This window comes from Parabacteroides sp. KHUB-03, assembly GCF_056640975.1.
On record NZ_CM153257.1, the window covers coordinates 1,214,606 to 1,234,942 of the forward strand.

Sequence of the window (20,337 nt, forward strand, 5' to 3'; positions counted from 1 at the left end):
ATAATAATTCCTACTTTGTTATTATGCGAATTACCATTTCGACAAATCATCCCGATCATTTTCTGAAAACATCCCGATGATTTTTTTAAATGATCGGGATGATCTCATTTTGCCAATGAACTTGTGCGGCACTTTCGTCGTTGGGAAAGTTTATTGTATCTTTGCTGTCCAAAGTAAAGATAATTATGATTTCGGTTGAAGGGTTAACAGTTGAATTCGGCGGTTTTACGCTGTTTGATGATATATCATTTGTAGTAAATAAGAAAGACCGTATTGCGTTGGTGGGTAAAAACGGGGCCGGTAAATCTACGATGTTGAAAATATTTGCCGGATTACAATCTCCGACTGCCGGTAACGTAAGTATTCCTAAAGATATAACGATAGGCTATCTGCCGCAGCAAATGCAACTGACCGATTCCCGTACGGTTCGCGAAGAGGCCGAATTGGCTTTTGCCCATATACACGAGACTGAAAAAGAGATAGAACGTCTGAATATCGAATTGGGTGAGCGTACCGATTATGAGTCGGAGGCTTACCAAAAGTTAATTGACCGTGTTACTCATTTGTCTGAACATTTTCAAATGATGGGGGGAAACAATTATCATGCCGAATTGGAACGAACTCTGATGGGGTTGGGTTTTTTACGTACGGACTTCGATCGCCCTACCTCCGAATTTAGCGGCGGATGGCGTATGCGTATCGAACTGGCAAAACTGTTGTTGCGTCGTCCTGATGTTTTATTGTTGGACGAACCTACCAACCACTTGGATATCGAATCAATACAATGGCTTGAAAACTTTATTGCTACCCGTGCAAATGCTGTTATTCTGGTTTCGCACGACCGGGCATTTATAGATAATACAACTATCCGTACGCTTGAAATAGAACTGGGTAGTATTTATGATTATAAGGTAAAATATTCCGACTATGTAATTCTCCGTAAAGAACGTCGTGACCAACAATTACGGGCGTTTGAAAATCAACAGAAAAAATTAGCCGATACGGAAGCTTTTATAGAGCGTTTCCGCTATAAGGCAACGAAGTCGGTACAGGTTCAGTCACGTATAAAGCAACTTGAAAAGATAGAACGTATTGAGGTGGATGAAGTGGATACGGCTATGTTGAGCCTTAAATTCCCACCGGCTCCGCGCTCAGGTTCATACCCTGTCATTATGGAAAATGTGGCAAAACGGTATGGTGATCACTTGATTTTCCAAAATGTCACTTTCACAATTAACCGGGGTGATAAAGTAGCTTTTGTGGGAAAGAACGGCGAAGGTAAATCTACCCTTGTGAAGTGCATCATGGATGAAATAGATTATGAGGGCAAACTTCAATTGGGACACAATGTTAAAATTGGCTACTTTGCGCAGAACCAAGCCCAGCTTTTAGATGAAAATCTTACGGTTTTTGATACGGTAGACTACGTTGCACAAGGAGATATCCGTACTAAAATTCGGGATATATTAGGTGCGTTTATGTTTGGGGGCGAGGCTTCCGATAAGAAAGTAAAAGTTCTTTCGGGTGGAGAAAAGACGCGTCTGGCAATGATCCGCCTGTTGCTGGAACCTGTCAACTTATTGATATTAGACGAACCTACCAACCATTTGGATATGCGTTCTAAAGACGTATTGAAAGATGCTTTGAAGGAGTTTGACGGTACGGTTATTCTTGTTTCCCATGACCGCGAATTTCTGGACGGACTGGTTGATAAAGTTTATGAGTTCGGAAACCAGAAAGTAGTAGAACATTTAGGAGGAATTTATGACTTTCTGGAACGTAAAAAGATGGATAGCTTGCGCGAATTGGAACGTTCTAATTCATTGACAAGCCAGTCTGCCGAGAATCAGGACACTCAGCTAACGCAAAACAAGTTGTCGTATGAAGCCCGCAAGGAATTGAACCGTGCTGTCAAGAAGCTCGAGAAAGCTATCTCTGATGCTGAAGAGCGTATTTCCGTACTCGAAAATTCAATTGCTGAAACAGAAGCTAAATTGGCTACTCAGGAAGGAGCTTCGGATGCCTCCTTGTATACTCACTATTCAGAATTAAAGACTGAATTGTCTGAAATTATGGATAAATGGACAGAGTTGACAATAGAAAAGGAAGGATTAACAATGGAAAACGTTTAATCGGTAAATCTCCTTTTTATTGAAAAAAAAACTAATTTGAGTAACATACTTTTGTAAAAAGTAGCTAGCTTTGTATGCTAGAAAACAAACACACAACCTAATTCATCAATATGTTAACTCAAATTATTAATGGCAAGATCCTTACTCCGCAGGGCTGGCTAAAAGATGGCTCTGTGTTGATAAGGGACAACAAGATTTTGGAAGTAACCAACTGTGATTTAGCTGTTATAGGAGCAACTCTGATCGATGCCAAAGGAATGTATATAGTTCCCGGAGGTGTTGAAATCCATGTACACGGAGGTGGCGGCAGGGATTTTATGGAAGGAACCGAAGAGGCTTTCCGTGCTGCCGTGGCTGCTCACATGCAACATGGTACTACCAGTATTTTTCCAACCCTTTCTTCTTCTACCATCCCGATGATTCGTGCAGCAGCAGCTACTACCGAAAAACTAATGGCCGAAAAAGATAGTCCTGTATTGGGATTGCACTTGGAAGGGCATTACTTCAATATGAAAATGGCAGGCGGCCAGATGCCTGAAAATATAAAAAATCCGGATCCGGAAGAATATATCCCGTTACTGGAAGAAACAAATTGTATTAAACGTTGGGATGCAGCTCCCGAACTACCGGGCGCTATGCAGTTCGGTAAGTATGTATCTTCAAAAGGCGTGTTGGTTTCCGTAGGTCATACGCAGGCGGAGTATGAAGATATCCGTACAGCTTATGAAGCAGGTTATACACATGCTACACACTTCTATAACGCAATGCCTGGTTTTCATAAACGTCGTGAGTATAAATACGAAGGTACGGTCGAAAGTATCTATCTGATAGACGATATGACAGTTGAAGTGGTGGCCGATGGCATTCACGTTCCGCCTACTATACTTCGGTTGGTGTATAAAGTAAAAGGTGTGGAAAGAACTTGCCTGATTACAGATGCTTTGGCTTGTGCGGCAAGCGATAGCCAGGACGCTTTTGATCCGCGTGTGATTATAGAAGACGGAGTTTGTAAATTGGCCGACCGGTCGGCTTTGGCTGGTAGTGTAGCGACAATGGACAGGCTTATCCGTACAATGGTGCAGAAAGCGGAGATACCGCTGGAAGATGCTGTACGTATGATCTCCGAAACGCCTGCCCGTATTATGGGTGTAGACGACCGTAAAGGTACGCTGCAACGCGGTAAAGATGCCGACCTTATGATTTTGGATAATGATCTGAATGTTCGTGCCGTATGGGCTATGGGCAAATTGGTGGAAGGCACGAATAAGTTATTTGCATAAAACACGGAAAGGAAATACAATGTTAACACAAATTATAAATGGCCGGATTCTTACACCCCAAGGATGGCTGGAAGAAGGATCTGTATTGATTCGGGATGGTAAAATCCTGGAAGTTACAAATAACGATTTGGCGTTGATAGATGCTACTGTGGTGGATGCTAAAGGAATGTATATTATTCCGGGCTTTGTTGCCATGAATGTGCATGGCGGGGCTGGCCGCGATTTCAGGGAATGTACCGAAGACGCATTTAAAGGCGCAGTTGCCGGTCATATGAAGCATGGCGCTACTTCTATCTTTCCAACTCTTTCTTCTTCTTCCGTTTCTGATATATACAAGGCTGCCTCCGTATGTGAGAAGTTGATGGCAGAAGCAGGCAGTCCGGTACTTGGACTTCATATAGAGGGGCCTTATCTGAATACTAAAATGGCCAGTCTTCTTTATGCAGACACGATTAAGGCTTTAGATAAAGAAGAGTATACCGCTTTGCTGGAAAAGACGGATTGTATCAAGCGTTGGGATATTAGCCCCGAACTGGAAGGCGCACATGAATTTGCCCGGTATATCAAATCCAAAGGTATATTGGCTGCCATTACGCATACCGAAGCAGAATTTGAAGATATAAAGAATGCCTATAAAGCAGGTTTTACCCATGCTGCCCAATTCTATAATGCAATGCCGGGTTTTCATAAACGCCGTGAATACAAGTACGAAGGAACCGTTGAGAGCGTATTTCTTATGGATGATATGACCGTGGAAGTGATTGCCGACGGTAAGCATCTTCCGTCTACTATATTACGCCTGGTTTATAAATTGAAAGGAGTGGAACGTATGTGCCTTGTTACAGATGCTCTTTCGTATGCTGCGGGAGGAGATCGTCCGGCTCCTGGTTCGCGCATCATTATAGAAGACAATGTTTGTAAACTTGCCGATCATTCGTCATTGGCAGGTAGTATTGCTACAATGGACACATTAGTGCGTGTTATGGTGCAAAAAGCAGAAATTCCGTTGGCTGATGCCGTACGGATGGCTTCCGAAACCCCGGCACGTTTGATGGGGGTTGATGATCGTAAAGGATCTTTACAGCGTGGAAAAGATGCCGATATTGTTATATTGGACCGAAAATATAATGTCCGTGCCGTATGGTCAATGGGTAAATTGGTACCGGAGACAAATACATTGGCTTAACTTTTTCCCGATAAATTTGTTTTATAAATAAATGCAATATGATGTTGGCGGAAATAGCTATATTTGTAATTCAAGTAAAGTAAATCGAATTTAATGTAAATAAGACATGAAAAAGGACCTTAGTTCTCAGATTACCTTGACGCGTATACCCCAGCGGTATTACCGTCCGGAAAATGCTTTTGAGCATTCAGTGTTAACTCGCTTGGAAAAAATCCCGACTAATATTTATGAGTCGGTAGATGAAGGGTCTCTCGCTATAGCTAATGAAATAGCAACTCAAATACGTATGAAACAAGAGATAGGCGAGTCATTCGTTATCGCTCTTCCCGGAGGACGTTCTCCACTGAATGTGTACAAAGAGTTGATACGCATGCATAAGGAAGAAAATCTGAGTTTCCGTAATGTGATCGTTTTTGTTGAATATGAGTTTTATCCATTGGCATCAACTTTCGGTGGAAATGTCGCCCGTTTGCAGGAAGCCTTATTTGCGCACGTGGATATTCCTTCTGAAAATATTCATGCTCCGAATGGAAATATGCCGAAAGATGAGGTTCTGGATTTCTGCCGGAAATATGAAGAAGATATCAAACAAGCCGGAGGATTGGATTATATTTTATTGGGATTAGGACAGAGCAGTAACATCATGTTCAATGCAGCCGGTTCAACTATCAGTTCGCGTACCCGCCTGGTTGTGTTGGAAGGTGCTGCCCGTAAGGAAGCTGCCCGTACTTTTCCATCAATAGATAACGTACCTGCCGGCGTAATTACAATGGGTATCTCTACTATGATGAATGCCCGTAGCGTAGTATTAATGGCTTGGGGTGAAGATAAAGCAGGTATTATTGCTAAGACAGTAGAAGGCCCGGTGACAGACCTGATCCCTTCTTCTTATATACAGAATCATCCGAATTCAAAAGTAGTTGTTGATCTGTCTGCAGCTTATGATTTGACAAGAATAAGCCATCCATGGTTGGTGACCAACTGTGAATGGGATAATAAACTGATTCGTCGTGCTATTGTGTGGTTATGCCAGCTGACAGGAAAGCCTATTCTGAAATTGACGAATCGTGATTATAGCGAACATGGTTTGGGCGAATTGCTGGCTTTGTACGGTTCTGCATATAATGTAAATATCAAGATTTTTAATGATATTCAGCATACAATTACCGGCTGGCCGGGTGGAAAACCGAATGCAGACGATTCGAACCGTCCGGAACGTGCTACTCCATTCCCGAAGAAAGTGATTGTTTTCAGTCCGCATCCGGATGACGATGTTATCTCTATGGGAGGAACTTTGCGCCGTTTGTGCGACCAGCATCATGATGTGCATGTAGCTTACCAGACTTCCGGTAACATCGCAGTAGGTGACGAAGAGGTAATCCGTTATTGCGAATATCTTCGTGATGTATGCGATAAATATGCTGCCGGAGATAACTCCGTAAAGAAAAAAGCGGAAGAAATAATCAACTACCTCCGTTATGAAAAGGTAGAAAATGGAGAACCCGAACGTAAGGATGTACTATTTATGAAGGGTACGATTCGTCGTGAAGAAGCCCGTCATGGTTGCCGTTATTCGGGAGTGAAAGATGATCATGTTCATTTCCTTGACCTGCCCTTCTATGAAACAGGTATGGTGAAAAAGAATGAACTGAGTGAAGCTGATAAGGATATTGTAAAGAACTTACTGCTGAAAGTAAAACCGGATCAGATATTTGTTGCAGGCGACTTGGCAGACCCTCATGGAACCCACAAGGTTTGTCTGGATGCTGTTCTTGCAGCTATAGATGACGTAAAAGATGAAGAATGGATGAAGAACTGCCGCGTATGGATGTATCGTGGAGCATGGGCGGAATGGGAAATGGATCACGTAGAAATGGCGGTTCCTATTTCTCCTGAAGAATTACGCCATAAACGTAATGCAATCCTGAAACATCAGTCGCAGGCAGAGAGTGCTCCGTTCTTAGGAGATGATGAACGTTTGTTCTGGCAACGTGCAGAAGACCGCAACCGTGCAACGGCGGAGGTATACCATCAACTAGGTCTGGCTTCTTATGAAGCGATGGAGGCATTTGTACAATACATACCATTACGTTAATCCGAGTTGGAAAATGAATATAAAAGCTTTAGCTCATTACGGGCTAAAGCTTTTTTTATTCCTTTATATTTATGACTCTTGCTTAAAATGCTTGTGTTTTTCTTATAAAAAGCATCTGTGAATCTTGTCTATTCCTTTTATAAGCTGTTACTTTGCAGCCGAATATAAATGGGTGAGGTATTATGTTGAAATTCCTGAAAAACTGGACTCTGCCGGTTGCTATGCTGGCCGGAGCGTCGGGGTACTTTATTTTTGCCAACTTCTCTTTTCTGGAGCCGACAAAACCATTTGTTTTTTCTTTAATAGCTTTCCTTACGCCTACTTTGATCTTTGCCCAGTTGCTGCTTACTTTCTGCAAAGTGGACCCGCATGAACTAATGCCTCAACCTTGGCATGGGTGGTTGTTACTATTTCAGATAGTAACCTGTGCTTTAATGGCAACTTTCCTGATAGTTGTGAGGATGGATGAAGCTTACAAAGATGTATTTGAAGGAATTATGGTTTGTTTGATCTGTCCTACCGCTACTGCCGCCGCTGTAATTACCGGAAAATTGGGAGGCAGCGCTTCGAGTTTAACTACATATACATTACTTTCAAACTTACTGGCGGCAATAGTTGTGCCATTCGTTTTTCCATTGGTGGAACCTCATGCGGATATTACCTTTTTCTCTGCATTTTTGCTTATATTAAGCAAAGTATTTCCATTGCTGTTGTTTCCGTTCTTTTTGGCTTGGGTGTTGCGCCTGTTTTGTCCGCCGGTTCATCGCTTTTTATTAAGTTTACGTGATGCTGCTTTTTATCTTTGGGCGGTTGCACTTGCAATTGTAACGGGACAAACCGTCCGTTCGTTGGTGAATAGTGATGCCGACCTCTTGGTAGAGATACTTATTGCTTTGGGAGGACTCATTACCTGCTGTATTCAGTTTTATTTGGGTAGGCGTATTGGTAGTGTCTATAAAGACCGTATTAGTGCCGGTCAGGCTCTCGGACAGAAAAATACTGTCTTAGCTATCTGGATGGCCTATACCTACTTAAATCCCCTTTCGTCTGTAGGTCCCGGAAGCTATGTGCTGTGGCAGAATATTTTTAATAGCTGGCAGTTGTGGCAGAAAAGGAAAAAAGACTATAGATGAAATAATCAGGCTTGACAATGTTTGCCAAATTCTCGTATGGCCTTTGGTTGCTCTGTAATTTTCTGCAAAAAGTTGCATGTGATGATGACGGAATAATCTCTATCTTTGCAGTTGCAGCAGACAACTAATAATAAAGATAATATGAAACTGAGTAATGTATGGTTTACCGCGCTTTCGGAGAGCGAGGAAGGACAAATGATAACGGTGAGCGGCCGCGAAGAACTGACTGAGTTTGTACAGTCAGGCAAGTTTAAGGAGCGTGCAGAGATAACCTGGAAGTATGAAGCGGATAAACTTGGCATGCCTTTGGAAGAAGTTGCAGGACGTATGGAAGAGATACAGGCCGTGCTGCAAAAAGCGATGGAGAAGGATAAACTTTCTATCCTTACCGGCGTTTATACAGGAGGCGGTGAGAAGGTGTGGGTGTTCTATACCCGTACGGTGCGTGTTTTTGGCGAACGTTTGAACGAGGCTTTGGCTTCCTTCGAACTTCTACCTATTTCTATCTATACCGAAGTAGACCCGGAATGGGAAGAATATCTGGATATGTTGGAGATGAAAGAATGGGCGGTGGAATAACCGCCCGTTCTTATTACTATGGGTATTTTATAGTAACCGGAAGTAACTGTACTCTGCCGGTTCGGTTGGCGAACCACAATGGATCAGTCCCGGGCGTGCAACGCGGTCCCAGCGTACTTGTTTGCTATAATCGCGTTTCGGGGCAATGTTGTTTAGGGCTTGCCACGTTTTTCCGTCTTTGCTCCAGAAGAAAGTACATTGAGTTCCGTTGTTTACTTCTATTTTCAGATAAAGAGAAGTAGCGGGGAGCGGTTCGTTGCAGACGATCTGCTCTTTACCGTCTATCACCTCTTTCAGTATCAGTTTGTCTCCTTGGGCGCCAAAGGCTACCAATGTTTTGTCATCGCCGTAGAGGGTAAGACCTTTCAGGCTGCTATTATGGTTGATTACCTGTGTGGCAAAAGCATAATCGGGTTTTACCGGGCGGAGACAAAGTGCCGAGCCGTTATGGTTGCCTTCCTTCATGGTTCCGCTTAGCGATAGTTTACCTTTGCCTGCGTGGATATTAACGGTAGTATAAGGATAGTTCCATGTCCATCCGGCTTTCAGCTTGTTGTTTTTGAAGTTGTCGAAGAAACCAAGCGTTGCTTTCTGCTCTTTTCCTTTGAATGGAAGCGGCTGTTCTAATTGCGCCGTATCGCCTGTGGGGAAGTGTATCCAGCCGTCATCGCCTATTACCATTTCCTGGAGCATGGGTTGGCGTCCGGCAAAGAAACGGCCTCCGGTCAGATAGGCGTGGAAGAAATAGAACATACGTCCGTCCGGGGTAGTGGTCACTGTACCGTGTCCGCATGACTGAACTTTGTCGCTACCGCCGTGCAGGACCGGATTACCATCATATATTTCATACGGGCCTTTCAGCGTTTTGGAACGGGCAACGCGTACCTGATAATCGCTTTTAGGTCCGCAGCAGCTATGCGTAGAGTAGAGCATATAATAATAATCTCCTTTCTTGAAGTGGCATTGGCCTTCCATTCCGATCCGGTCGTTGTCGCGCATCAGGGTGAATGTTTCTCCTACAAGGCTCAGGCCGTCGTCCGAAAGTTGGCTGCAAAGAAGTTCGATAGGCCGGTTATCCAGTCCGTAGGCTTTCCATGAGATGTATTGCTTGCCGTTGTCTTCCAGAATAAAGGCATCGATGGCTTCGGTTCCGTATTCAACAACCGGGCCATGGTCGGTAAATTCCTTTGTCGGGTTGTCTGCCGTAGCTACACCTATATAGGACACGCCCTTTTTGTTGCGTGCCGTATAGTAGGCGTAGACCTTATTGTTCATATAATACAACTCCGGAGCCCAGAACGATGAAACTGTCCACTTCGGCTGTTTGTCGAAGATATGCCCGGTCTGTTTCCAGTTTACCAGGTCTGTAGATGTAAACACTGGATAATAAGGCGCCCACTCCGAAGAGGTTCCGGTAGCATACCAGGTGTTGCCTATACGAATGATGGAGGGATCGGCCACATCACCGGGAATAACCGGATTGTTGAAGTGTCCTTTTGTTTGCCCGTACATATTAGCTGCACACAAAGCAGCGCAGGCAATGGCGATAAATGTCTTTTTCATGGTCTGAATTGTAAATAAAGAATTAAAAACAGGGCAAATATAAAGAAATACATTGATATTATGCACGCTGATAAGGCGTATTTGTGTTGATGGCAACCTTCTGCTGATTTGTATGGGTTAATAGCAGGTCGAAAATTGAGAAATCCGGTCTGTAAAGCCTCTGTAGGCCTACGGAGGTATCACCGGAGCTCCGGCAATGGTTTTGTAGGGGTACGAAATGGCTGCCGGCGCGTCTGTAATGGTTTTGTAGGCCTACAAAATGGCTGCAGCTACTCCGGTAATGGTTTTGTAGGGGTACGGAGACTCCGCCGGTGCGCCGGTGATACTTTTGTAGGGGTACGGAGGTTTTCCGTATGGTGCGGGCACTCCAGCCTCCCTCTTTTCCCCTCCCCATAGGGGAAGGGTTACTCCTGATACAACGGACTTTGAACTGTCTTTTTTTCTATTATTGTGTCATCAGGTAGGCTTTGAAGCCGGCAAAGTCTTTGTTGAGTTCTATGCTTTGTTTCTTACCTTTCATAAAGGCTTGCAACTTGGCGGGGATTTCGATGTCCGAAGCCAGGATACTGTCTACCGTGCCTTTGAACTTGGCAGGATGGGCTGTCTCCAGGAATACACCGGTTTCGTTCGCATCAAGTGCATTTTGTACCAACGCCTGGAAGCCACATGCCCCGTGGGGATCCAGCAAATAGCCGCAGTCGTTGTAAACGCGTTTCATAGTGGAAGCAATTTCTTCATCTGTAAAGCGGTAGCCGGAGATCAATCCGCAGATTGCTTTGTGCGGATCGCCATAGATACCGAACAAGTCCAAAATGCGTGCAAAGTTGCTAGGATCGCCTACGTCCATCGCGTTGGCAATGGTGGCTACGGACGGACGGGGATTGTACTTGCCGGTGTTGAGATATTCGAGGAATACATCATTGCGGTTGTTGGCCGCTATAAAGCGTTTGACAGGAAGTCCCATCCGGTGTGCAAACAGCCCGGCTGTGATGTTGCCGAAGTTCCCGCTGGGAACACTTACTACCAGTTCGTTTGCTTTTCCTGCTCTGTCCAGTTGTGCATACGCATTGAAGTAATAGAATGATTGCGGAAGGAAGCGGGCTACGTTGATAGAATTGGCCGAAGTGAGTTTCATGTGTCCATTCAGTTCGCTATCCATAAAGGCGGATTTTACCAAGGCCTGGCAATCGTCGAAGGTACCGTCTATTTCGAGCGCCGTGATGTTTTGTCCCAGCGTTGTGAACTGGCATTCCTGTATAGGGCTTACCTTTCCTTTGGGGTAGAGCACATACACGTGGATACCTTCAACGCCCAGAAAACCGTTGGCTACGGCACTACCTGTGTCTCCCGAAGTAGCAACAAGTACGTTTACCTCTTTCAATCCTTGTTTCTTAATGAAGTAACCCAGCAAACGGGCCATGAAGCGGGCGCCTACGTCTTTAAATGCCAGCGTGGGGCCGTGAAAGAGTTCCAGGCTGTAGATGTTGTCTTCCACATGTACTACCGGTGTGTCGAACGAAAGTGTATCTTTTACGATCTTGTCCAATACGTCCGGTTCGATGTCTTCGCCGAAGAAAGCTTGTGCCACTGTGCACGCTATCTCATGGAAAGACATATGTTTCATTTTACTAATAATATCCTTACTTAAGGAAGGAATCCTTTCGGGCATATATAGTCCCTTATCGCCGGCCAAACCTTTTATGACGGTTTCCTCTAGCGTAGCAAGAGGGGCTTGTTTGTTTGTACTGTAATATTTCATGTGATTTATTCTTTAAGAAACTTTTTAATGAACAGGTCTTTTTCCAATACTCCGTATTTTCCGTCCAGTACCGAAAACTCGTCGAAGCGGGTTACGCTGTCCGGTTGTATGTCTGGTTTATATATAAGGAAAGGCACAGGTGTATTAGTATGCGTACGGATGGCACACGGAGTAGGATGGTCGGGCAGAATAGCAATACCAACAGGCTCGTCCCATTTCTGTAATTCTTCATAAATAATCCGTATTGCACGGTTATCCAGATATTCGATTGTTTTTACTTTCAGGTCTACGTCGCCTTCGTGCCCGGCTTCGTCACTGGCTTCTACATGCAGGTAGACAAAGTCGTTTGTCTTCAGGGCTTCAAGGGCGGCATGGGCTTTTCCTTCGTAGTTCGTATTCCATAAACCGGTAGCGCCTTCTACGTTGATAACTTCAAGCCCTGCATATACTCCGATACCGCGGATCAGGTCGACAGCCGATATTACGGCTCCTTTTTTGAAACCGTACATTTCCTGCATAGTTTGCATGGCTGGCCTGTATCCCGGCGACCACGGCCAGATACTGTTGGCCGGATCTTTACCGGCTGCAATACGTTTCTTGTTTATCGGATGGTCGGCCAGGATTTCCTGGGATTTCAATATAAGTTCATTTAATAAACCGGCTGTTTCTCCGGCCTCCGGAACTTCAGCTTTTATCATCAACGGTTTGAAAGGATGAAGCGGTACGTCATGCGGAGGTGTACAGTCCAATCTTTTGTCTCCGCCTTTTATAACCAGCAGGTGGCGGTAGGAGACACCGGTGTGGAACTTTACCCGGTCGGAACCCAGTTTCTCGTTAAGGAACCGGATCAGTTCGTTGGCTTCTTCGGTGGATATATGTCCGGATGAATGGTTTTTCAGAATGTCGCCTTCTACACAGATAAGGTTGCAACGCATGGCCATTTCTCCCGGTTGCAGGGTAACGCCGATGCTTGCAGCTTCCAGTACGCCTCGGCCTTCGTATACTTTGGGCAGGTCATAGCCCAGAACAGCCATATTGGCAACTTCACTACCGGGATGGAAACCGTTGGCAACGGTCTTCATCTGTCCGGTAACACCTAGTTCTGCTAATTTATCCATATAGGGAGTATTGGCATACTGCATAGGTGTTTTACCACCGAGTGCTTCGATAGGTTCGTCTGCCATGCCATCTCCCAGAATGATGATGTGCTTCATAATAAAATTCAGTTTTATCGGATGTTCGCTATTGAGATGATATCAGCAAACACGCCGGCCGCTGTCACGTCTGCCCCAGCACCGTAGCCTTTTATGATCATGGGATATTCGTGATAACGTTCGGTTGAAATCATGATGATATTGTTGCTGCCTTCCAATTCATAAAAAGGATGATGGGCATCGACTTCCTGTAAACCTACTTCGCAGACACCGCGATCCATCTTGGCTACAAAGCGGATGCGTTTGTGTTCGGCTTCCAGTTGCTGGCGCTTGGCTTCGAATGCAGCATCCAGTTCTTTTATCTTTCCGCAAAAATCATCGACAGATCCTTCGAAGTATTCGTCGGGAATAAATAAGTTTCGCTTTACGTCTGCCTGTTCTACTCTGTAACCGGCTTCACGCGCCAGAATAACAAGTTTACGAACAACATCTTTTCCGCTTAAGTCGATACGTGGATCGGGTTCGGCATAGCCTGCCTCCTTTGCTAACTGGATGGCTTTGCTGAAGGGTATATCGGCACTGATTGTATTGAATATATAGTTCAGAGTGCCGGATAATACAGCTTCCAGTTTCAGTATATGATCTCCACTGTTTATAAGGTCGTTCATTGTATTGATTATAGGAAGGCCTGCTCCGACATTTGTTTCAAACAGAAATTTGATATCACGATGGCGGGCTGTCTCTTTCAGGGTCGTATAAGTCTCGAAAGAAGAAGATGCTGCTTCTTTATTAGCAGCTACTACGGACACGTTATTATTCAACAGTGTTTCGTATAATGCCGAAACCTTCGGGCTGGCAGTACAGTCTACGAATACGGAGTTGAAAATATTCATATTAAGTATTTCTTCGCAGAGGTGCTCAGGATTACTGGCTTCACCTTTTTCTTTCAGATCATCGATACAGTTTTCAAGATTCAACCCTTCGCGGCAGAAAAGTGCGTGTCTGGAGTTGGATACACCTACTACATTTAGTTTAAGCCCGTTTTGATCCATTAATTTGGGTTGTTGGATGCGGATTTGTTCGAGCAGGTTACCGCCTACCGTTCCAACTCCCGCTATGAAAAGGTTTAGCACTTTATATTCCGACAGGAAAAAAGAATCATGAATAGAATTTAATGCTTTACGTAGATATTTTAGCTTGATGACAAACGATATGTTTGTTTCAGAAGCACCTTGGGCACAGGCTATCACACTGATACCTGCACGGCCGAGCGTACCGAATAATTTTCCGGCAATACCGGGAGTACGCTTCATATTTTCACCTACGATAGCTACGGTTGCCAGGTCTTTTTCGGCAACAGTGTCGCTCATGTCTCCCTGCGCACGTTCAAGGGCAAATTCTTCGTTCAAAACGTTAACGGCTAAATCGGCATCCGCATTACGTACTGCAAACGTAGTATTGTTTTCGGAACTGGCCTGCGATACCATAAATACACTGATACCGTTTTTTGCCAAGGTTTTGAATATTCGATAATTTACGCCGATAACCCCCACCATGCCTAGGCCCTGAACGGTGATCAGGCAGGTATCGTTAATAGATGAAATTCCTTTAATGATAGCCTTACTGCTATCTTTTATCCGTTCTTTGGAAATATAAGTTCCCGGGGCTGTCGGATTAAACGTATTCAATATCCGGATCGGTATATTTTTATGGTAGACAGGATAGATTGTCGGAGGGTAAATTACCTTGGCACCAAAGTTACACAACTCCATTGCTTCGGTAAACGTCAAGCGGTCTATTACATAAGCAGAACTGATTACACGCGGGTCGGCAGTCATGAAACCGTCTACGTCTGTCCATATTTCCAGTACGTTTGCGTCCAGAACCGTTGCCAGGATAGAGGCTGTGTAGTCTGATCCGCCACGTCCTAAATTCGTTACTTCGCCTTCCGTGCTGGTAGAGATGAAGCCGGGAACCAATGATACTTTGGGTAGCGGGCTGAACGCCTCTTTAACCAGTTTATTCGTTAATTCGAAGTCGACGATATGTTTGTTGAATTGCTTTACCGTTTTAATGAATTTGCGCGAATCGAATAATTGGGCTTCTTTTATGACATTAGATACGATTTGGGATGAAAGACGCTCACCATAGCTGACGATCGTGTCCGAAGTTTTGGCCGAAAGATCATTGATCAGGTAAACACCCTTAAATATATTTGCCAGTTCGTCAAGTAAAGTCATTACTTTCTTTTGAACGTCATTCCGTAAAGCCGGATCGGGAATTACACCTTCTATTACATCCAGGTGCCTGGCGATAATCTCAGACATTTCACGCTCATAAGCCACGTCTCCTTTTGAAGCCAGTGCTGCCGTATTTAATAATTTGTCTGTGATACCGCCAAGAGCAGATACAACTACTATTACCGGTTCGTCTATAGCTTCTACAATCTTCTTTACACTTAAAATACTATCTACGGAACCTACGGACGTTCCGCCGAATTTTAATACTTTCATCTTTTTATCATTGATAGCTGACTGTTGACAATTACGGTTATCATAAAGATAAATACCATATATGTAAACCGGCAACCATGGTTATTAATAAGAATTTCTTAATAAGGAAATAATGAGATACTGAATGTTGACTTGTATGTGAAAGGACAATGCAGATAATTAACTGTCCACTGTCAACTCTCAATTTGATCGAAGTGAATAGATTCTAACCCCCCAAGGGGTCATCAATGCCCATGTATAATATGCAAATTCTGCACTCATTGATTTGTTCTCTATTTTGTATTGCAGGGGCAATATTACGCATTATTTTTCAAATGCAAGCATTTTTACCAAAATAAGTGTCTAAAAAGAAGGTGATTTATGGCAAATCCTTACTTTTTTGCAGTTTCTAAGGCTCTTTCCTTTTCTATATCTGCCCGGCTCTTACTCTGCGTAACCATATAGACGCCTACAAAAACAAATGCTGCAGAAAGTAATTTGTAAAAACTGAAAGAATCTTGTCCTATTAAAACTGCAATAAACGATGCTATGATAGGTTGTGCATAATTGTACATGCTGACGGTAGTTGGACGGATGCGCTTTAAAGACATCGGTATTAATAGGTAAGGTACAAACGTTGCTCCGAACAGAACAAAGAAAATAGCTCCTAATTCCCGGAAATCAAGAACTGACCTTTGGAAAGCGGGAGAATCTGCTATGTGCCCGATTGTAAACGGTAATACACTTAATGTTGAAAATAGAAACATCCACTTCATCATTGTTACGGATGAATATTTTAATGTCAGCGGTTTCGATAATACTAAATAGATGGAATAGATGAACCCACTGAATGTAATCATTAAATTTCCGGCTAAACTGCTGGCCTGGTTTGAACTGTGTGCGGATTGCAGGATGAGGGAAACAGCCCCGGTTACTCCCAGTAAAACACCTAATGCCTTTTTTCTTGTGATAGGCTCTTTTAGTATAATAGCAGCAAGTATCATAACGAAAATAGGTACGGCAGTGGCTATGATAGAAGCATCAACCGGAGATGTAATGTTGAGTCCCCAAATAAATAAGCCTTGGTTAAAGCCTACTCCGCATAAGGCGCATATAAATAAAGTGCCCATATCTTTTAACGAAACTTTCTCGAAAGGGACAAACAGTGAAGTAATCCAGAACATTACGCAGGCAAAAGACATACGCATGATTGTTAAAGCTTCAGGCGCTAGATGGGTAGGCAATAAATACTTGGAAACAGGCATATTTATTGCGAACAAGATGTTTGCCACCAATATAAGTAGGTGTCCTTTTTGTTTTTCTGAATTCATGTTCTTGCTGCTTTATCTCAAAGTACAAATGTACGGCATTGTTTGTAAATAATGATATAGGTAAAAGCGTAAACCTGTCTGAAATGTTATTAGGAATATCAATATTATGTTTGAAAACGAAAAAGTTTAACAAAACAAAACGTTTGATGTATAATCTGTGATCAAAAAGGTTGAAAACAGGATGTAGTTCATTTTACAGCATTTGCAAATCAATTCGACTTTTAGGTTTGGTTCATTTCAGAAATAGATTGTTCCATTTAAAAATATAAGCTAAATAGTCAAATGTTTAACTAAATGCAAAAAAGGCGAAAAAGTCATATTTCCCAACTTGCGATTTTCTGAATTCGTAATATTGCAAATGAAATAGGTTAAGTTAAAGCAGAGATTGATGAAGGAGATTAAAGGGTATATTTCGCAGGTTATCGGTCCCGTTGTAGATATTCATTTTGACGGAGACCCGGAAGAGAAGATTGTACTTCCGCATATCCATGATGCTATGGAGGTAATGTGCCTTAATGGGAAAAAATTGATAGTTGAGGTACAACAACATATAGGAGAGAACACTGTCCGTACTGTGGCCATGGATACTACAGACGGATTAAGACGAGGTATGAAAGCTGTATCTTATGGTTCGCCTATTACAATGCCTGTTGGCGATCAGGTGAAAGGTCGTTTGATGAATGTAACAGGTAACCCGATAGACGGGATGGAAGAGCTGGATAAAAAGGGTGCATTTCCAATACACCGGGAACCTCCCCGGTTTGAGGATCTGACTACAACGCAGGAAGTTCTTTACACCGGTATTAAGGTGATTGATTTGTTGGAGCCATATGCTAAGGGCGGTAAAATAGGACTGTTTGGAGGTGCCGGTGTAGGTAAAACGGTTCTTATTATGGAATTAATTAATAATATAGCGAAGAAGAATAACGGCTTTTCTGTCTTTGCCGGTGTGGGGGAACGTACGCGCGAAGGAAATGATTTGTTGCGAGAGATGATTCAGTCCGGCGTAATCCGTTACGGCGAAGCGTTTAAGGAAAGTATGGAACAAGGAAATTGGGATCTGTCTAAGATAGACCGCGAGGAACTTTCCAAGTCGCAGGCTACATTGGTATTCGGACAGATGAACGAACCGCCGGGAGCACGTTCGTCGGTAGCCTTGTCCGGATTGACGATTGCCGAATCGTTTCGTGACCTGGCAGCCGAAGGCGAAACAAAAGATATTTTGTTCTTTATTGATAATATATTCCGTTTTACACAAGCAGGATCGGAAGTTTCCGCCTTGCTGGGACGTATGCCTTCTGCCGTAGGCTATCAACCTACGCTGGCTACGGAGATGGGAGCGATGCAAGAACGGATCACGTCTACAAAGAAAGGTTCCATTACTTCTGTTCAGGCTGTTTATGTGCCGGCTGACGATTTAACAGACCCGGCTCCGGCTACCACCTTCTCCCATCTGGATGCCACTACGGTATTGAGCCGTAAGATTACGGAACTTGGAATATATCCGGCAGTCGATCCGCTGGAATCCACTTCCCGTATTCTTGATCCGCTCATTGTAGGCAAAGAGCATTATGAAACCGCCCAACGGGTGAAGCAGATTCTCCAGCGGAATAAGGAATTGCAGGACATTATCTCCATATTGGGAATGGAAGAACTTTCCGAAGAAGATCGCCAGACAGTAAACCGGGCTCGGCGTGTACAACGTTTCTTGTCGCAACCTTTTGCCGTTGCGGAACAGTTTACAGGAATCCCCGGCGTAATGGTCTCCATTGAAGATACGGTTCGTGGCTTCAAGATGATTCTTGACGGCGAAACAGATACAATTCCGGAACAGGCTTTCCTGAATGTGGGAACGATAGAACAAGTTATTGAAAAGGGGCGACGATTAGCCGAACAAGCAAAAGAGTAATTATGAGACTGGAAATAGTATCACCTAACGGAATGCTTTTCAATGGAGAGATAGAGGATGCCTCTTTTCCGGGACTGGCCGGTTCTTTCGATGTATTGCCCAATCATGCTCCAATGATAGCTGCGTTGGGAGAAGGAGTGATCCGGTATGAAGACGGAATCAAACGATATGAACAAAAGATACGGAACGGATTCATTGAGATAAGCAACAATATCTTATCCGTTTGTGTCGAATAACAGACAGGTGTATGAAAGGCAGGTTGAAATTAAAGTTAATGGCATTATTCACCTTCATAGATGTTGCTATTGGAGTTACGCTGGGAGGTTTGTTATACACTATTTGGCCGGAACACTATTTCTCGTGGTATCCTTCCATTCCTGTCTTTTATTGGGTGACAGGAATAGTTTTGACTTATTTCCTTGACCGGGTAAAGAAAAAGAAGGGGGATGTTACCGTCACTACCTATATGCTGGTGCGTTTCTGTAAGTTTACATTTGTGCTGGTGTTTCTTTGGTTGTATGCAAATCTGGTAGGAGAGCAGTTAAAAACTTTCGGTTTTACACTGATGTTGTTCTATTTTATCTATCTGGGGCTTGAGACCTATACGATCTATTTGTTTGAGAAGAAAAGGATGAAAAGAGAGAAAAAAGAAAATGATGAACGATATTAGCAATAGCAGGCTTTGGTGGATGATAGGGATGATATGGCTTTGCTTTACGACGTCGGTGAAAGCAGAATCATCCCCGGTAGATGTGCAGGAAATCGTATTCTCGCATATTCAGGATGCTTATACCTGGCATATTACCAAATGGAACGGAAAAGAAATTACAATTTCATTGCCTGTCCTGGTAAAGAGTGAGGAACGGGGTTGGAGTTTCTTTTTCTCTCATAATTTGCATGACGGAAATGCATATGACAATTATTATCTCGCAACCGAAGGTGATCACGCAGGCAAAGTGGTAGAGAAGAACAGCCGTGGAGAAGTGGTGCGCCCGCTGGATTTGTCGTTGACGAAAAATGTGTGCGGCCTGTTTATAAGTTGCACTATAATTCTTTTTATCATTCTTTGGACGGCTCGCTGGTATAAGAAACATCCGAATGAAGTTCCGGGCGGGTTTATCGGACTGATAGAAACAGCCATTTGCTACATGCAGGATAATGTCATTAAAGGAGCGATCGGGAAAGATTATAAACGATATAATTCATACTTGCTTACCGTATTTTTCTTTATTCTGATTAATAACTTGATTGGAATTATTCCGGTTTTCCCGGGAGGTGCGAATGTAACAGGTAATATTGCTGTAACTGGTGTGTTGGCAGCTTGTACGTTTATTGTTGTCAATTTGTTTGCCACCAAAAACTATTGGAAAGAAATTTTCTGGCCAAAGGCCCCGATTTACCTGAAGTTGCCTTTGCCAATTATGCCGTTAGTGGAGTTTTTCGGCGTTTTTACTAAGCCGTTTGCACTAATGATTCGTTTGTTTGCCAACATTATGGCCGGACATACTATTATTCTGGCTCTTACTTGTCTGATTTTTATTACAACTTCGATGGGCTTGCTGGTGAACTTTGGAATGACAATTGTATCTGTCTTCTTCAGTGCTTTTATGAATTGTCTGGAGTTATTGGTTGCCTGTTTACAGGCGTATATATTTACCTTACTTTCTGCCAACTATATAGGGTTGGCAAAAGTAGAAGATTAAAATTTGGAATATTCACTTAAT

At 43.4% G+C, this 20,337-nt stretch carries 15 protein-coding genes; 10 read left to right on the forward strand and 5 right to left on the reverse strand.

The annotated features are described in order from the left end of the window. Positions 1-185: 185 nt before the first annotated feature. The 6 genes from ACYIB7_RS05265 (at position 186) to ACYIB7_RS05290 (ending at position 8,405) form a co-directional block, all read left to right on the forward strand. Positions 186-2,132, forward strand: a complete 1,947-nt coding sequence (locus ACYIB7_RS05265; protein WP_103983535.1) for an ABC-F family ATP-binding cassette domain-containing protein — start codon at positions 186-188, stop codon at positions 2,130-2,132. Between the two features lie 110 nt (positions 2,133-2,242). Further along, positions 2,243-3,412 carry an N-acetylglucosamine-6-phosphate deacetylase gene (gene nagA, locus ACYIB7_RS05270; RefSeq protein ID WP_480338286.1) on the forward strand — a complete coding sequence of 390 codons (1,170 nt, stop codon included), beginning with the start codon at positions 2,243-2,245 and terminating at the stop codon, positions 3,410-3,412. A 19-nt stretch (positions 3,413-3,431) separates the two neighbouring features. Further along, the gene (gene nagA / locus ACYIB7_RS05275; protein WP_103983591.1) at positions 3,432-4,598 is read left to right on the forward strand and encodes an N-acetylglucosamine-6-phosphate deacetylase; all 1,167 of its coding nucleotides are present in this window, start codon (positions 3,432-3,434) and stop codon (positions 4,596-4,598) included. Between the two features lie 106 nt (positions 4,599-4,704). After that, positions 4,705-6,693: a glucosamine-6-phosphate deaminase gene (locus ACYIB7_RS05280; protein WP_099463216.1), complete on the forward strand. Its 1,989-nt coding sequence runs from the start codon at positions 4,705-4,707 to the stop codon at positions 6,691-6,693. A gap of 182 nt (positions 6,694-6,875) precedes the next feature. Then, positions 6,876-7,826 carry a transporter gene (locus ACYIB7_RS05285; protein WP_480338287.1) on the forward strand — a complete coding sequence of 317 codons (951 nt, stop codon included), beginning with the start codon at positions 6,876-6,878 and terminating at the stop codon, positions 7,824-7,826. A 141-nt stretch (positions 7,827-7,967) separates the two neighbouring features. Beyond that, positions 7,968-8,405, forward strand: coding sequence for a DUF695 domain-containing protein (locus ACYIB7_RS05290; protein WP_480338288.1), 438 nt, complete (start codon positions 7,968-7,970; stop codon positions 8,403-8,405). 27 nt (positions 8,406-8,432) lie between these two features. On the opposite strand, the gene ACYIB7_RS05295 is transcribed toward ACYIB7_RS05290, so the two are convergent. The 5 genes from ACYIB7_RS05295 to ACYIB7_RS05315 all read right to left on the reverse strand — a co-directional run bounded on the left by ACYIB7_RS05295 (position 8,433) and on the right by ACYIB7_RS05315 (position 16,704). After that, positions 8,433-9,968, reverse strand: coding sequence for a family 43 glycosylhydrolase (locus ACYIB7_RS05295; protein ID WP_480338289.1), 1,536 nt, complete (start codon positions 9,966-9,968; stop codon positions 8,433-8,435). 445 nt (positions 9,969-10,413) lie between these two features. Beyond that, on the reverse strand, positions 10,414-11,727 hold the full coding sequence (gene thrC, locus ACYIB7_RS05300; protein ID WP_480338290.1) for a threonine synthase: 1,314 nt from the start codon (positions 11,725-11,727) through the stop codon (positions 10,414-10,416). A 5-nt stretch (positions 11,728-11,732) separates the two neighbouring features. After that, a complete protein-coding gene (locus ACYIB7_RS05305) occupies positions 11,733-12,941 on the reverse strand; it encodes a cofactor-independent phosphoglycerate mutase (protein WP_480338291.1) in 1,209 nt (402 codons plus the stop codon). A 14-nt stretch (positions 12,942-12,955) separates the two neighbouring features. Then, the gene (gene thrA / locus ACYIB7_RS05310) at positions 12,956-15,394 is read right to left on the reverse strand and encodes a bifunctional aspartate kinase/homoserine dehydrogenase I (RefSeq protein WP_480338292.1); all 2,439 of its coding nucleotides are present in this window, start codon (positions 15,392-15,394) and stop codon (positions 12,956-12,958) included. A 371-nt stretch (positions 15,395-15,765) separates the two neighbouring features. Further along, a complete protein-coding gene (locus ACYIB7_RS05315) occupies positions 15,766-16,704 on the reverse strand; it encodes a DMT family transporter (RefSeq protein WP_103983528.1) in 939 nt (312 codons plus the stop codon). A gap of 388 nt (positions 16,705-17,092) precedes the next feature. On the opposite strand from ACYIB7_RS05315, the gene atpD reads away from it, so the two are divergent. The 4 genes from atpD to atpB are packed head-to-tail and all read left to right on the forward strand — an operon-like array spanning position 17,093 to position 20,316. Continuing rightward, on the forward strand, positions 17,093-18,613 hold the full coding sequence (gene atpD, locus ACYIB7_RS05320; protein WP_103983527.1) for a F0F1 ATP synthase subunit beta: 1,521 nt from the start codon (positions 17,093-17,095) through the stop codon (positions 18,611-18,613). A gap of 2 nt (positions 18,614-18,615) precedes the next feature. After that, on the forward strand, positions 18,616-18,849 hold the full coding sequence (locus ACYIB7_RS05325) for a F0F1 ATP synthase subunit delta/epsilon (RefSeq protein ID WP_103983526.1): 234 nt from the start codon (positions 18,616-18,618) through the stop codon (positions 18,847-18,849). A gap of 11 nt (positions 18,850-18,860) precedes the next feature. After that, positions 18,861-19,283, forward strand: a complete 423-nt coding sequence (locus tag ACYIB7_RS05330; protein WP_103983525.1) for a hypothetical protein — start codon at positions 18,861-18,863, stop codon at positions 19,281-19,283. Beyond that, on the forward strand, positions 19,267-20,316 hold the full coding sequence (gene atpB / locus ACYIB7_RS05335; RefSeq protein ID WP_103983524.1) for a F0F1 ATP synthase subunit A: 1,050 nt from the start codon (positions 19,267-19,269) through the stop codon (positions 20,314-20,316). The genes ACYIB7_RS05330 and atpB overlap by 17 nt, the downstream gene beginning before the upstream one ends. Positions 20,317-20,337 lie beyond the last annotated feature (21 nt).